Origin of the sequence: Pseudomonas sp. B21-012, from assembly GCF_024749305.1 — a bacterium.
Taxonomy (GTDB): Bacteria; Pseudomonadota; Gammaproteobacteria; order Pseudomonadales; family Pseudomonadaceae; genus Aquipseudomonas.
In genome coordinates this window covers 3,233,957-3,249,897 of record NZ_CP087197.1, presented here as the reverse complement: position 1 = coordinate 3,249,897, position 15,941 = coordinate 3,233,957, and the positions used below count along the sequence as shown (strand labels likewise).

8 protein-coding genes are annotated in these 15,941 nt (G+C 64.8%); 5 read left to right on the top strand and 3 right to left on the bottom strand.

The genetic code is table 11. The features are described 5' to 3' along the window. Nucleotides 1-94: 94 nt before the first annotated feature. From LOY37_RS14875 to pgm, 4 genes are all read left to right on the top strand, one after another. A complete protein-coding gene (locus tag LOY37_RS14875; RefSeq protein ID WP_258715100.1) occupies nt 95-2,524 on the top strand; it encodes a TonB-dependent receptor in 2,430 nt (809 codons plus the stop codon). A 92-nt stretch (nt 2,525-2,616) separates the two neighbouring features. Continuing rightward, the gene (locus tag LOY37_RS14870; protein WP_258715099.1) at nt 2,617-4,260 is read left to right on the top strand and encodes a VRR-NUC domain-containing protein; all 1,644 of its coding nucleotides are present in this window, start codon (nt 2,617-2,619) and stop codon (nt 4,258-4,260) included. Then, the gene (locus LOY37_RS14865) at nt 4,257-6,518 is read left to right on the top strand and encodes an ATP-dependent DNA helicase (protein WP_258715098.1); all 2,262 of its coding nucleotides are present in this window, start codon (nt 4,257-4,259) and stop codon (nt 6,516-6,518) included. Before LOY37_RS14870 ends, LOY37_RS14865 begins: the two co-directional genes overlap by 4 nt. Nucleotides 6,519-6,613: 95 nt before the next feature. Further along, nucleotides 6,614-8,251 (top strand): phosphoglucomutase (alpha-D-glucose-1,6-bisphosphate-dependent), encoded by a 1,638-nt coding sequence (gene pgm, locus LOY37_RS14860; RefSeq protein ID WP_258715097.1) that lies wholly within the window; start codon nt 6,614-6,616, stop codon nt 8,249-8,251. A 62-nt stretch (nt 8,252-8,313) separates the two neighbouring features. On the opposite strand, the gene LOY37_RS14855 is transcribed toward pgm, so the two are convergent. Next, nucleotides 8,314-9,243, bottom strand: coding sequence for a transposase (locus LOY37_RS14855; protein ID WP_258715096.1), 930 nt, complete (start codon nt 9,241-9,243; stop codon nt 8,314-8,316). 245 nt (nt 9,244-9,488) lie between these two features. Further along, entirely contained in the window at nt 9,489-10,187 is a 699-nt protein-coding gene (locus LOY37_RS14850) for a pirin family protein (protein ID WP_093382094.1), read from the bottom strand. 189 nt (nt 10,188-10,376) lie between these two features. Here LOY37_RS14850 and LOY37_RS14845 point away from each other — a divergent pair, with 189 nt between their 5' ends. Next, complete coding sequence (locus tag LOY37_RS14845) at nt 10,377-12,881, top strand: UvrD-helicase domain-containing protein (protein ID WP_258715095.1); 2,505 nt, start codon at nt 10,377-10,379, stop codon at nt 12,879-12,881. Here LOY37_RS14845 and LOY37_RS14840 read toward each other — a convergent pair. Then, nucleotides 12,878-15,937 carry an efflux RND transporter permease subunit gene (locus LOY37_RS14840; protein ID WP_045198189.1) on the bottom strand — a complete coding sequence of 1,020 codons (3,060 nt, stop codon included), beginning with the start codon at nt 15,935-15,937 and terminating at the stop codon, nt 12,878-12,880. The two genes, LOY37_RS14845 and LOY37_RS14840, sit on opposite strands and share 4 nt — an antisense overlap. Nucleotides 15,938-15,941 lie beyond the last annotated feature (4 nt).

Below are 15,941 nucleotides of genomic sequence, written 5' to 3'. Positions count from 1 at the left end.
GAAAATAAACCTGGCTGGCGCTGATACTTTTTTGCGTTTCGACTGGCAAGGGGAGTGCACACCTCATTTATCCAGTCCAAAGGATCCCTCAGTCATGTCTGTTGCAAGTCGCCCTCGCGCTCAACGTCCCCTGGCCCTGGCCGTGCGTAGCGCCATGCTCGGTCTTACCCTGGTCGCAGGCAGTGGCGCCTCGTGGCTTGCCGCCGCGCAGCCACTGGATGCCGTCGCCGCCCAGGCCTACGACATTGCGCCAGGGCCGCTGGGGCGCGTGCTGTCGAGCTTTGCCATGGCCTCTGGTATGGCCTTGTCGTTCGAACCGGCACTGACCGAAGGGCAGCACAGCCAGGGCCTGCGCGGCAGCTACACAGCGCACGACGGCGCGGCGCGGCTGTTGGCCGGCAGCGGCCTGCAATTGCTTGAGCGCGCCGACGGCAGTTTCACCCTCGCCAGGCTGCCTGCCGGCGCCGACGGCCTGACCCTGGACGCCACCACCATCGAGGCCACCAGTACCCGTGCCGGCGGCCTGCCCGAGGCCTATGCCGGTGGCCAGGTGGCCCGTGGCGGGCGCGTGGGCATGCTCGGCAACAAGGACGTGATGGACACGCCGTTCAGTGTCACCAGCTACACCGCCAAGACCCTGGCCGACCTGCAGACGGTCACCGTCGCCGATGCCCTGGAACGCGACCCGTCGGTGCGCTCGACCGGGCAGACCGGCGGGATCGTCGACTCGTTCTTCATTCGCGGCTTTGCTGTGGGCGAAGGCAACCTGGGTGAGCTGGCCTTCGACGGCGTGTATGGCGTGGCGCCCAACTACCGGGTGTTCACCGAATACGCCGAACGGGTCGAGGTACTCAAGGGGCCCGGGGCGCTGATGTATGGCATTTCCCCCAATAGCGGCGTCGGCGGGGTGATCAACATCGTGCCCAAGCGCCCGCTGGCCGAAGACCTGACCCGTTTTACCGCCAGCTACAGTTCCGACACCCAGGTAGGCGGGCACCTGGACATCAGCCGCCGCTTCGGTAGCGAGAAAGCGTGGGGCGTACGTTTCAACGGCAGTGTCGCCCAGGGCGATACCGCCATTGACGATCAGCAACGCGCCCTGGATATCGGCGCCATTGCCCTGGATTACCAGGGCGAGCGCTTGCGCCTGAACCTTGACTTCATCAGCCAGAAAGAAAAATGGGACGCCTCCTCGCGACCCTTTACCGTGGCTCCAGGCATCGACGTACCGTCGGCGCCGAACGGGCGCAGCAACCTGCCGCAGGACTGGGGCTGGTCCAATACCCGCGAGCAATCGGCACTGCTCGGCGGCGAGTATGACCTGAACGACTCCGTCACGGTGTTTGCCCACGCAGGCGGCGGCAAGGCGGACGTCAAGCGGATGTCCGACCAGGTACCGCGAATCCTCAACGAGGCGGGCGACACCAGCAACATTCCCGGCTACTACAAGTTCAACGTCGACCGTTCGACGGCGGACGTGGGCATGCGCGCGCTGTTCGACACCGGCCCGGTCACCCATACGGCCACGCTGATGGCGACCCGTTATCAGGACGAATTGTCCCGGGGTATCAACAACGGCAGCGAAATCCTCTCCAACATCTACCACCCGATCGATGTGCCCAAGCAGTACATCAGTGCGCCGAAGGTGCTGCGCATCTCCGAGTCGGAACTCTCCGGCGTGGCGTTGACCGACACCTTGTCGGTGCTCGAAGACCGCCTGCAACTGACCCTGGGTGTGCGTCGCCAGGAAATCGAGTCGCGCAACTACAGCGCCACCGGAATAGTGAGTTCACGCTACAAGGACAGCGCCACCACGCCGGTGGTCGGCCTGGTGGTCAAGCCCTGGGACGACGTATCGTTCTACTACAACTACGTCGAAGGCCTGAGCAAGGGCGATATCGCCCCGGCCACGGCGGCCAACGCCGGTGAGGCCTTTGCGCCCTACGAGTCAAAGCAGCATGAACTGGGGGTCAAGTACGAGCACGGCACTTTCATGACCACCCTGGCGCTGTTCCAGATCGAGAAACCCAGTGGCGAACTGGCAAGCGGCAATGTCTTCTCGGTGCAGGCAGAACAACGCAACCGCGGGATCGAGCTGAGCATGTTCGGTGAAGTTGCGCCTGGCACCCGCTTGCTCGGCGGGGTGACGCTGCTCGACGGCGAGCTGACCGACTCGGCCACCGCTGCCAACCGGGGCAATGAGCCGGTGGGGGTGCCGGATGTCCAGGCCAACCTCTGGGCCGAGTGGGACACCCCCTGGGCCGAGGGCTTCACCCTGACCGGCGGGGCGATCTACACCGCCAGCCAGTACATCAACCAGGCCAATACCCAGGAGCTGGACGCCTGGACCCGCGTTGATGCCGGTGCCCGCTACAGCACCCGCATCGACGGGCGCCCGACCACCTTCCGGGCCACGCTGCAGAACGTCTTCGACCGTGAGTACTGGTCGGGGGTAGCCTCTTATGGCGCCATCTCGCCGGGCTATCCGCGAACCTTGCAGCTGTCGGCGACGGTGGACTTCTGATGCGCTAGGCAGCGCGTTGGTCGCCCGCGGGTTGCCAGAGGGCGGCGTCTGTATGTATAACCAGTACTCCAGCCGCCAGCCCGTACCGCGCCGTGATCGCCCATTCCGTCGACGACCCGTTCTACTACCTGCACAACTTCCAGCAAGTGCTCGACTGGATCGAGCTGCGCTATGCCGACCTGCTCGACGACCAGGAGCAAGCCTTCATCAGCCAGTTCCGCCAGCAGCCGCAGGCGGCCCGGGCCTTGTTGGTGCGCATGGTGATGCGCAAGGGCCAGCTGTTTCGCCCGAGCAAGCTCGACTACGCCGAGATCGGCTCGACCCAGGCTGCCCTGGCGCCATTGCTGGCCCTGGGCTGGGTGGTCGATGACGGCGTGCTGAGCCTTGAGCAGCTGTTCCAGCTGCTGCGCAAGGACGAGTTGGCCCAGGGCTTTGCCGACCGGCTCGAACGGCCACGGGCGGCCAAGGGCGAACTGCTTGCCCAGTTGCAGGCCCTTGAGCTGCCGCCGCAGCCGTTGCAGCAATGGCTGCCGGGCTTTGCCGAGCCGATCATCGAGCTACGCCTGCAGGCCTTGTGCGACCGTCTGCGCCTGCTGTTCTTCGGCAACCTCTACCAGGACTGGTCGGAGTTCGTGCTGGCCGACCTGGGCCTGCTGCGCTACGAGCAGGTGGCCTTCAGCGCCGACTCGCGGGCCTTGCGCCAGCGCAGCGACATCGATGTGGCGCTGGCCTTGCACCAGTGCGCCGAGCTGCTGGAGCAGGGCGTGGCGCTTGAACAGGTGGTCGGGCACATCGAGTGCCTGGACAGCGACAACCCCTGGCTGCTGCGCCGTCGCTCGCGGCTGCTGTACCAGCTTGGCCAGCACAGTGAGCGCCTCGGTGACTGGCCGCTGGCCCTGCGCATCTACCCGCGCAGCCAGCATCCGCAGGCGCGCATCCGCCATGTGCGGGTACTGGAGCGTAGCGAGCAGTGGGCGCAGGCGTTCGAACTGGCCTCGCAGATCGCCCGGCAACCGGTCAACAGTCTTGAGGTCCAGGCCCTGGCGCGAATGCTGCCGCGTTTGCAGCGCAAGCTGGGCGGGCCGCCGCAGCCACGGCGGGCCAAGCCCCAGGTCAGCCTGGTCGAGCTGCAACTGCCGGCCGAACTGGCGGCGTTGGGCGTAGAGCAGGCCGTGCAGCTGCACCTGGGGCAGGGCGGCGGGCAGGTGCATTACGTCGAGAACAGCCTGTTCAACAGTCTGTTCGGCCTGTTGTGCTGGGAGGCGATCTTCGCGCCGTTGCCGGGGGCGTTCTTCCACCCGTTCCAGAGCGCCCCGCAGGACTTGCACGACGCCGAGTTCCATGGCCGGCGCAGCGAGCTGTTCGCCCGTTGCCTGGGGCAACTGGACGACGGCAGTTACCGGCAGACCATTCGCCGTCATTTTGTCAGCAAGCAGGGGCTGCAATCGCCCTTCGTCTATTGGCAGGTGCTCAGCGAAGAGTTGCTCGAACAGGCGCTGATCTGCCTGCCCCCGGCACACCTGAAAAGCTGTTTCGAGCGCCTGCTCGAAGACATCCAGGCCAACCGTTCGGGCATGCCTGATTTGATCCAGTTCTGGCCCGAGCAGCAGCGCTACCGCATGGTCGAGGTCAAGGGCCCGGGTGACCGCCTGCAGGACAGCCAGCTGCGCTGGATCGAATTCTGCGCCGGGCACGGCCTGCCGGTAGAAGTCTGTCACGTGCACTGGGCGCCATGAGCTACAGCGTGGCGGTGCGGGCGTTGTGCGAGTTTACCGCCAAGGTCGGCGACCTCGACCTGCGCTTCACCCCGTCGCCCACGGCCCAGGAGGGCATCAGCGGCCACCGGCGGGTGGTGGCCGGGCGCGGCGAGGGCTACGAGGCCGAAGTCAGCCTCGAAGGCCAGTATGCGACCTTGCAGGTGCGCGGCCGCGCCGACGGCTACGACCCGCGGCTCAACCGCCTCGAAGAAATCAAGACCTATCGCGGCGACCTGACGCGCCAGCCCGACAACCATCGCCAGTTGCACTGGGCTCAGGCCTGGGTCTACGGCTGGTTGTTGTGCCAGCAGCGCCAGTTGCCGGCATTGCGCCTGGCGCTGGTGTACCTGAATGTCGACAACGATGAACAGACCCTGGTCGAAGAGCAGCGCAGTGCCCAGGAGCTTGAACAGTTCTTCAACGCCCAGTGTGCGATCTTCCTGCACTGGGCCGAGCAGCAGCTGCAGCGCCAGGCCTTGCGCAATCAGGGCCTGCAGGCCCTGGCATTCCCCCACGGGCAGTTTCGCCATGGCCAGCGTGAACTGGCCGAAACCGTTTACAAGGCGGTCAGCACCGGCCGCTGCCTGATGGCCCAGGCCACCACCGGCATCGGCAAGACCTTGGGCACGCTGTTTCCGCTGCTCAAGGCCATGGTCCCGCAGCAACTGGACAAAATCCTCTTCCTCAGCGCCAAGACCCCCGGCCGCGCCCTGGGGCTGGAGGCGCTGCGCCAGGTGATGGCCAGCGGCACCCAGCCGGCCCTGCGCAGCCTGGAGCTGGTGGCCCGCGACAAGTCCTGCGAATACCCCGGCACGGCTTGCCATGGTGATGCCTGCCCGTTGGCCAAGGGCTTCTACGACCGCCTGCCAGCGGCGCGCCAGGCCGCCCAGGCCGTGGCGGTGCTGGACAAGGCCGCCCTGCGTGAGGTGGCCCTGGCCCATCAGGTGTGCCCCTATTACCTGGGCCAGGAGATGGCCCGCTGGGTCGATGTGCTGGTGGCCGACTACAACTATTACTTTGACCAGAGCGCCTTGCTGTTCGGCCTGGCCCAGGCCAACCAGTGGCGCCTGGCGCTGTTGGTGGACGAGGCGCACAACCTGGTCGAGCGGGCCCGGCAGATGTACAGCGCAAGCCTCGACCAGGGCCAGTTGCTGACCCTGCGCAAGCTTAAGCCGGCCGGGCTGGGCAGCGCCCTGGAGCGCCTCAATCGCCAGTGGAATGCCCTGCACAAGGCGCAGCTGGCGCCTTACCGGGTGGTCGACGGCCTGCCCGACGCCCTGCTCAAGGCCTTGCAACAGTGCATCGGGCTGATCCAGGAGCAACTCAACCAGACGCCGACCGGTATTGACCCTGCGCTGTTACAGTTCTTCTTTCAGGCGCTGCAGTTCAGCCGCGTCAGTGAATTGTTCGACGAGCACTTCCTGTTCGATATCAGCAAGCGCCCGGGCCCGGGCAAGCGCGCCTTGTCGACCCTGTGCCTGCGCAACGTGGTGCCGGCGACGCTGATTGGCCCGCGGCTGACTGCAGCGCGCAGTGCCACGCTGTTTTCCGCCACCTTGAGCCCGCGCCATTACTACGCCGACCTGCTCGGCATGCCGGCCGATTGCGCCTGGCTCGAGGTCGCCTCACCGTTTGCCGCCGAGCAACTGCAGGTGCGGGTGATCAGCAGCGTCTCGACCCGTTACCAGCACCGCGAGGCGTCGCTGGCGCCAATCGTCGAACTGATCGCCGAGCAGTATGCCCAGGCGCCGGGCAACTACCTGGCGTTCTTCAGCAGTTTCGACTACCTGCAGCAGGTCTCGAGCCTGTTGGCCGCGCGCCACCCGGCCATCAGCCAATGGAGCCAGGCGCCGGGCATGGACGAGCAGCAGCGCCAGGGTTTTCTTGAGCGTTTTGTTCCCCAGGGCCAGGGCGTCGGCTTTGCCGTGCTCGGCGGCGCCTTTGCCGAAGGCGTCGACCTGCCGGGCACGCGCCTGATCGGCGCCTTTGTCGCCACCCTCGGGCTGCCCCAGGTCAACCCGGTCAACGAACAGATCAAGCAGCGCATGGCCCGGCTGTTCAGCGCAGGCTTCGACTACACCTACCTGTACCCCGGGGTGCAGAAGGTCATCCAGGCGGCCGGCCGGGTGATTCGCGGCAGCGACGACCGTGGCACGCTGTTGCTGATCGATGACCGCTTCGCCGAAGCCCGCGTACAGCGCATGTTTCCGGCCTGGTGGGCGCCTGAGCAGAAATAATCGCCGGCGCGGGGATAGTCACGGTCGCTTGCTGGTCAAACTGCCAGTAAACTGCGTGTTTTCATCACCCTGAACATCCTTTCTTGAGGTTTTGCATGAAGCTCAGTCCTTTGGCGGGCAAACCGGCCCCGGCCTCCGTGCTGGTGGATATCCCGCAACTGTTGACCGCCTACTACACCGGCCAGCCCGATGCCAGCATCGCTACCCAGCGCGTGGCCTTCGGCACCTCCGGGCACCGTGGCAGCTCCCTGGACCTGAGCTTCAACGAAAACCACGTGCTGGCCATCAGTCAGGCCATTTGCCTGTACCGTCAGGCCAAGGGCATCGACGGTCCGCTGTTCATCGGCGCCGACACCCATGCGCTGTCGACCCCGGCCGCAGCCAGCGCCCTGCAGGTACTGGCGGCCAACGGCGTTGAGGTGATGTTGTCCAAGGACGACGAGTACACCCCGACCCCGGCGGTGTCCCACGCCATCATCTGCTACAACCGCGGGCGCAGTAGCGGCCTTGCCGACGGCATTGTCATTACCCCGTCGCACAACCCGCCGCAAAGCGGTGGCTTCAAGTACAACCCGCCCAACGGCGGCCCGGCCGACAGCGATGTCACCAAGTGGATCGAGGCCAAGGCCAACGACCTGCTGGCAGCGGGCCTCGACGGCGTCAAGCGCATGGCCCATGAGCAGGCGCTGGCGGCCAGCACCACCCACCGTCATGACTATGTCGCCAGCTACGTCGCCGACCTGGAAAACGTCATCGACTTCGACGTGATCCGCGGCGCCAACCTGCGCCTGGGCGTCGATCCGCTGGGCGGGGCAGGGGTGCGCTACTGGTCGGCGATTGCCGAGCACTACAAGCTCAACCTGGAAGTGGTCAACACCGAGGTCGACCCGACCTTCCGTTTCATGTCGGTCGACTGGGACGGGCAGATCCGCATGGACCCATCCTCGCCGTACGCCATGCAGGGCCTGATCGGCCTGCGCGAGCGCTTCGACGTGGCCTTTGCCTGCGACCCGGACCACGACCGCCACGGCATCGTTACCAAAAATGGCCTGCTTGCCCCGAACAACTACCTGGCGGTGGCCATCGACTATCTGTTCCAGCACCGTCCGCAGTGGCGCAGCGACGCCGCCGTGGGCAAGACCGTGGTCAGCAGCGGCCTGATTGACCGCGTCACCGCGCGCCTGGGCCGTCGCCTGTTCGAGGTGCCGGTGGGCTTCAAGTTCTTTGCCGACGGTTTGTTCGATGGCTCCCTGGGCTTTGGTGGCGAGGAGAGCGCTGGCGCCTCGTTCCTGCGCAAGGACGGCAGCGTCTGGACCACCGACAAGGACGGCCTGATCCCGGCCTTGCTGGCGGCAGAAATCACCGCGCGCACCGGCCGCGACCCGAGCCAGGCCTATGCCGAGCTTACCGCTGCGCTGGGCGAGCCGTTTGCCACCCGCGTCGAGGCCAAGGCCAACCCGCAGCAAAAGGCCCTGCTGAGCAAACTGGCACCGGAGCAGGTCAAGTCGACCATGCTCGCCGGCGAGCCGATCGAGCAGATCCTCAGCCATGCGCCGGGCAACAACCAGGCCATTGGCGGCCTCAAGGTGATGACTGCCAACGGCTGGTTCGCCGCGCGGCCGTCGGGTACCGAGGACATCTACAAGATCTACGCCGAAAGCTTCATCGATCAAGCGCACCTGCAGCGCCTGGTGGCCGAAGCCCAGGAACTGGTGGACGCGGCGATTGCCTGACCGCTAACAGCATCGCGGGTCAAGCCCGCTCCTACAGATGGGTGTAGGAGCAACTGTCTTGATCAGGCTGTTTGCACTCGCCAAGGGGTATTGTCCCGCAGCATTGCATTCAGCCTGACGATCAGCACCCGCATACAGGCTACGAGGGCGACTTTGGCGCACTTGCCACGCTCCCGAAGTGCTTCGTAGCGTGCTTTAAATTCCGTGTTGTGACGGATGATGATCCAGCTCGACATGTACAGGACTCGCCTTACATGCGCCCGGCCACCCCATATCTGGCGGTGCCCTTGATGGCTACCGCTATCGTTGTTGTAAGGCGCTACGCCCACTAGCGCGGCGATCTGACGGCGGTCCAATTGCCCCAGCTCTGGCAGTGAGGCGAGCAGATTTGCGGCGGTTACCCGACCAATTCCGCTCACCGCCAACAACTGACGCGCCCTGGTGTCGTCCAGTTGCACCATCGCCTGGTCAATTTCTTCGTCAAGGCGTTTGATCAGCACTTTCAGCTGCTCTATGTGCTCATCAAAGTGAGCCATCACCATTGCCGAGCGGCATTGCAGGCGGCGCCGTTTGTAGTCATCACGGCTCTGCACAAATTGGGCGCGCTGCTTCACCAACTCGCGCAGCTCTTCGCGTTCCGGGCTGATTAGTTGGTCTTGAGGAGCGCTGAGGTGTGCAGCGAAGTCCGCAAGGACCTCGGCGTCGATCTTATCGGTTTTGGCTTTTTTACCCATCGCCTCGGCGAATTTCCGGGCACGGGCTGGGTTGATGCAGATGGTTTCGAAACCGGCCGAGCGCAATGCAATCAGCACGTCTTTCTCGTAGCCGCCGGTCGCTTCAATCAACACTCTGCTGATCTTGAAGTCCTTCAGTCGCCCGATCAGCACATCAAAGCCTGGGCGCTCATTGATTACTTCGAAGCGGATTTTCTGAGGTTTGATGCAGATTTCCAACGTGGCTTTGGCAGTGTCGATTCCAACAGAAGACAACATGGCTGAACCCTCTTACACTCAGTTGTGAGAGCGCTCTGGCTTGGCCCACGCTTGTGATTCGAGAGGCGCTCAATCAACTGTTCGGGCTCGGGCCAGAGTGGAGAGGTGAATGGCAGCTTTGCTCCCACACGTGCTTTAAGCACTACCGGCGTACAGCTTGCCATTCACCGCTCTCACTTCTGATTCTATTCCAACCTCAAGACACAAGCGGCGGTGCGGCGATCCGACTTGACCTGCGATGGCCCTCACGCGATATCAACCAGCACTATCTCGCTGTCCTGCACCGCCATCACCCTGAGCACCTGCTCATCCTCGATCGCCAGCCCGTCACGGGCTTCGACGCTCACGCCGTTGACTTCAACCAGGCCCTTGGCCGGCACCAGGTAGCCTCGACGCCCGGCTTCGAAGCGGTATTCGGCGCTTTCCCCGGCGCGCAAGGTCGCCGCCACCAGGCGTGCATCGGCACGAATCTGCAGCGCCTGCTCATCGCCTTCACGGCCGCTGGCCAGGGTCACGAAGCCTTCGCCGCGCTCGCCTTTGGGGAACGGCCGGGTGCCCCAGGACGGCGCCTGGCCAACGCGCTGCGGGATGATCCAGATCTGGAAGATGCGCGCATCGACCTGCTCCAGGTTGTACTCGCTGTGGGTGATGCCGGTGCCAGCGCTCATCACCTGCACGTCACCGGCTTCGGTACGGCCCTTGTTGCCCAGGTTGTCCTGGTGGCTGATGGCGCCTTCACGTACATAAGTGATGATTTCCATGTCGCGGTGCGGGTGCGGCGGGAAGCCGCTGCCGGCGGCGATCAGGTCGTCGTTCCAGACCCGCAGGGTGCCCCAGTGCATGCGCGCCGGGTCGTGGTACTCGGCGAACGAAAAGTGGTGATGGGCGTCGAGCCAACCATGGTTGGCATGGCCAAGGCTCTTGAACGGGCGCAGTTGCAGCATGATGGTTGTCCTCGAAAGTGAGTGGATGGAGCAGATGATCCATCAATCAATGATCGAAAATAAGCGTAAATTTCGGCTGATAATAATCATGTTTGTCGATATATATAGCTGCGGTAATTTGTACGCTTCATCGCCTAATTCACTGATCTGCAAGTAATCGGCTGGTGATTTTTGCCCGATGGAGCGAACATGGCCGCTGGTTTTCATTCTGTTGGAGTCGGTGTGTCTGAAGAGCGTCCCAAGCTACCCCTGGAGTTGATTGCGCCGGCGCAGCTACCGTGGCTGCGTCGCCTCGCTGCGCGCCTGCTGGGTCGAGGCCTGAGCCGTTTGCAGGCGCAGCACCGCGACTCCTGGTTCCAGGGCCATGCCAATGGTCAGCGCACCGGTCACGCCGATGGCTTGCGCGAAGGCTACGAAGAAGGGCGGATTGATGGCTACGAAGCCGGGCGCCAGGTTTTGGTGATCCGTGACACCCGCCCCGACGGCCATGGCGTGCCCGGGCTCGACGACGCCCTGTTCGACGACTGGCGCCTGGCGCTGACTGCCGAGCTCAAGAAGCGCTTCAAGGCCGACGTCGCCCAGCGCCTGCCAGCCCACGCCCAGCCGAGCGCGGCGCAGTGGAAGATGATCTTCAGCGACACGCCGTCGACCTGCGTTATCGCCGGTGCCGGCGCCGGCAAGTCGACTTCGCTGGTACTGCGCATCCTGCTGTTGCGCCATTACCTGGGCTACGAGCTGGACGCCATGACCGTGGTGACCTTCACCCGCGAATCGCGCAAGGACTTCATCAACCGCCTGGTCCAGGTCTTTGCCCTGTGGCAACTGGAACTCAGCCAGGTGCAGGCGCGCGAGCTGGTGCGCACCTTCCATTCGCGTATCCTGCCGCTGGTGCGCAGCCTGCCGGGTTTCAGCCAGGTGCGCGCGTTCGAGACCCTGGGCAGCGAAATGCCCGGCGGCAGCGAAGCCAACGCCGACAGCAACCCGTTCGACCTGCGCATCAACGATGCCCAGCGCCAGCAACTCAACCTCTGTTACCGCGACCTGCTGGGCAGCAGCCCGCGCTTTGCCGAGCTGATCGCCGGCCTGCGCCGCGAGGCCCTGCAGCTCAAGGCGCTGGACCGCGATCACCCCGATGTGCAAAAGCGCGTGGCGGTGACCCAGCTGTCGGCCAGCCGCGACGAAGAACTGTGCGACACCCTCGAAGACCTCTGGTTCGGCGCTGGTGCCTGGCCGATCAAGGGCATCGAGCCGAGCCGCGAAACCGTCGAAATCAACGGTAGCCGCTTTCATTTCCATGGCCATATCGCTGAGCTGGACGCCTACGTAGTGCTCGGTTTCGACCCCAAGGAAAACCAGCAGTACAAGCGCCCCGGGGCCAAGCTGCCGGTGTGGGCGGAGTGGGTGATCAAGCGCACCCTGTTTCAAGCTTTCTGCGATAAGCCTGTGATTTGGCTGGAAAACTACGCTGCGGCCAAGCGCCTGACATCGTCCCTGGCCGGTGATGCCGTGGCCGGGCCGGGCTTTGATTACAAGGTCAAGGGCGAGCTGGGCGCAGCGCCGCTGCTGGATGCCTTTGTTGGCGCTGCCGGCTTTATCGAGAACCTCGGGCTTGAGGTCAACAAGGCGGTCGGTGCCATGAGCTTCCCGGCCGGCGACACCGACGCCCTGTTCTTTGAAGCCCTGGGCCTGTACTGGAAAGCCCTGGAGGCGCACCTGCTGGGCCAGTCGCCGCCGATCATGAGCTACAACCGCATGTTCGCCCTGTTCGGCGAGAACAACCCGCAGAACCTGCAACTGTTGCCCGACCCGCTGTTGCGGCCGTTGGCACACCTGATGATCGACGAGTTCCAGGACGTCTCGCCGCAGATCGTGTCCTGGCTGCGCGCCTGCCTGCGCGAGATCCGCCGCCGTGGCCCGGCCATGCAGGTCGGGCGGGTGGCGCAGCATTCGTCGCTCTTGTGCGTGGGTGATGACTGGCAGTCGATCTACGGCTGGCGTGGCAGCTCGCCCAAGTACTTCATGGAGTTTGCCAAGGAGTTCCCGGCGCCGAGCAGCACGCGGGTGATGCTCGCCGACAACTACCGCAGCCACCAGCACATCATCGATGCGGCCGAGCATATCGTCAAATCGGCGCCGGCCATCAGCGGCAAGAAGGCCAGGGCTTGCGGCCCGGCGGCCGAGACGCCGCTGCCGGTCAAGGTGCTCGAGCGTGACGAGGCGAGCCTGGCCGAAACCCTGCTCGAGCACTACCGCAACGGCGAATCGGTCATGCTGCTGTACCGCAAGAGCAGCGACAAGGCGGCGATTGCCGAGCACCTGCAGGCACTGGTCAACCACGAAGCCGGTTTGCCGGCGGCGCAACGGCGCCTGCGCCAGCTGACCTATCACAGCGCCAAGGGCCTGCAGGCCGACGCGGTGTTCATGCTCGGCGACTGCCAGCACCTGACCCATTCGCCGTACAAGAACCAGGTCTATCGTCAGGCGGGCCTGGGCCGCAGCGGCGATGCCCAGGCGTTCGACAACGCGCAAAAGGACGAAGTCCTGCGCCTGGCCTACGTGGCCATTACCCGCGCGGCGAAACACTGCTACTGGTATGTCGAGAAGCCCACGGCAGAGGCGGCCAACCTGCCTCGCGCCTCCAGCCAGGTGGATGGGCGCAAGGCCTTTTTTGCCGACGAGCGCGTGCCTGGCTAGGGCCGCTTGACCCGGCACCAGGCGGCGTACAGCGCCGGCAGGAACAACAGGGTGAGGGCGGTGGCGACGATCAGGCCGCCCATGATGGCCACCGCCATGGGCCCGAAGAAAATGCTGCGCGACAGCGGAATCATTGCCAGCACCGCCGCCAGGGCGGTCAGCACGATGGGCCGAAAGCGCCGTACCGTGGCCTCGATGATCGCCTGCCAGCGGTCCATGCCGGCCTTGATGTCCTGTTCGATCTGATCGACCAGGATCACCGAGTTGCGCATGATCATGCCCGACAGGGCGATGGTGCCCAGCAGCGCGACAAAGCCGAACGGCTGCTGGAACATCAGCAGAAACAGGGTGACGCCGATCAGCCCCAGCGGGGCGGTGAGGAACACCATGATCGAGCGCGAGAAACTGCGCAACTGGACCATCAACAGGGTCAGTACCACCACCACGAACAGCGGCAGGCCAGCCTTCACCGACTGCTGGCCGCGCGCCGAGTTCTCTACCGTGCCGCCGACTTCCAGCAGGTAGCCGTCAGGCAGGCTGGCGCGGATCGGCTCCAGGGTCGGCTGGATCTGCTTGACCAGGCTCACCGGTTGCTGGTCGCCCTGGATATCGGCGCGAATGGTCACTGTCGGCAGGCGGTTGCGGTGCCAGATCACCCCCTCTTCAAAGCCGTATTCAAGAATCGCGATCTGCGCCAGGCTGACGCTATGGCCCTGGGCGGTCGGCATCGACAGGCTGGACAGTTGCGACAGTTGCTGGCGCTCCTGCTCGCTGCCGCGCACAAGAATCTCGATCAGTTCGTTGTCTTCGCGGTACTGGCTGACCGCAGCGCCGGTCAGCGAGCCCTGGAGGAACCGCGACAGGTCGGCGGTGCTGGCCCCCAGAGCCCGGGCGCGGTCCTGGTCGATGTTCAAGCGCACCACCTTGCTTGGCTCTTCCCAGTCGAGGTGGACGTTGAGCACATGGGGGTTCTCGCGAATTTTATCGGCCACCTGGCGGGCCAGGGCGCGGACCTCCTGAATGTGTTCACCCGATACCCGAAACTGCACCGGGTAGCCCACCGGCGGCCCGTTCTCCAGGCGTGAGACCCGTGTGCGCAGGGCCGGGAATTGTTCATTGAGGGTCGCGACCAGCCACTGGCGCAGCGCTTCGCGGTCTTCGATGGTTTTCGCCAGCACCACGAACTGGGCAAAGCTTGCCGCCGCCAGTTGCTGGTCCAGGGGCAGATAGAAGCGCGGCGAACCGGTGCCGACATAGGCCACGTAGTTGTCGATGCCGTCATGCTCGGCCAGCAGGCGCTCCAGGCGATGGACCTGTTGTTCGGTCGCGGTCAGCGATGCACCCTCGGCCAGCTTGATATCTACCATCAGCTCCAGGCGCCCCGAGGCCGGAAAGAACTGCTGCGGGACGAAGCGAAACAGCAGGATCGAGGCGACGAACAACCCCAGGGTCAGGGCGATCACGGTTTTGCGATGGTCCACGCACCAGGCCACCAGTGCCCGCACCCGGCGGTAGAAGGGCGTGTCGTAAGTGGCCTGGGCGCCGTGCGCCTGGGCTTGCGCGCCGGTGTGGCTGCGCTGGGGCAGCAGCCGTGCGCCCAGGTAGGGGACGAACACCACCGCGGCGATCCACGACATCAACAGTGCCAGGGTCACCACCTGGAAGATTGAGCGGGTGTATTCGCCGGTGTCCGACTGCGCGGTGGCAATTGGCAGAAAACCTGCGGCGGTGATCAGGGTGCCGGTGAGCATCGGAAAGGCCGTGCTGGTCCAGGCGTAACTGGCCGCGGCCAATCGGTCGAGGCCTTGCTCCATCTTGATCGCCATCATTTCCACGGCAATGATCGCGTCGTCGACCATCAACCCCAGCGCCAGCACCAGTGCCCCCAGGGAGATCTTGTGCAGGCCGATGCCCAGGTAGTACATGGCGGTAAAGGTCATGGCCAGCACCAGCGGGATCGACAGGGCCACGACCAGGCCGGTGCGCAGCCCCAGCGACAGGAAACTGACCACCAGCACGATCACCAGGGCTTCGCTCAGCACCCGGACAAACTCGCCGACGCCGGTCTTTACCGCCGCCGGCTGGTCAGAGACCTTGTGCAGTTGCATGCCCGCCGGCAAGTGCTGCTGCAGGCGGGCAAACTCGCCTTGCAGGGCCTGGCCGAGGACCAGGATGTCGCCGCCGGCCTTCATCGACACGGCAAGACCGATCGCCGGCTCGCCCATGAAGCGCATCCGCGGCGCCGGCGGGTCGTTGAAGCCGCGCTTGACCTCGGCAACGTCACCCAGGCGAAAGGTATTGCCGGCCACCTGCAGGGGGAAGTTACGGATCTGCTCGACGGTCTCGAAGCGCCCGCTGACCCGCAATTGCACGCGGTCGGTCGGGGTCTCGACGAAGCCGCTGGCGGCCACCGCGTTCTGCTCCTCTAGGGCCTGGCGCACCGCGCCCAGGCTCAAACCGAGGTTGACCAGCTTGGTGTTCAACAGCTCGATCCAGATCTTTTCATCCTGCAGGCCCAGCAGCTCGACCTTGCCGACGTCCTTGACCCGTTGCAGCTGCAACTGGATGCGGTCGGCGTAGTCTTTGAGCACGGCATAGTCGTAGCCCTGGCCGGTTAAGGCATAGATGTTGCCGAAGGTGGTACCGAACTCATCGTTGAAGAACGGCCCGAGCGTGCCCTGGGGCAGGGTGTGGCGGATATCGCTGACCTTCTTGCGGACCTGGTACCACAGCTCGGGCAGTTTCGCCGAGTTCAGGGTCTGGCTGGCGGTGAAGATCACCTGCGATTCCCCCGGGCGCGAGAACGAGGTGATGCGTTCATACTCGCCGGTTTCCATCAGCTTCTTTTCGATCCGTTCGGTGACCTGGCGCGCCACCTCTTCGGCGCTCGCCCCGGGCCACAGGGTACGGATGACCATGGCCTTGAAGGTGAAGGGCGGGTCTTCGCTCTGGCCCAGCTTGGTGTAGGCCAGGGCGCCGGTCACGGCCATCAGCAACATCACATAGAGGACGATCTGGCGATTGCGCAGCGCCCAGGCAGACAGGTTGAAATTCATCCGG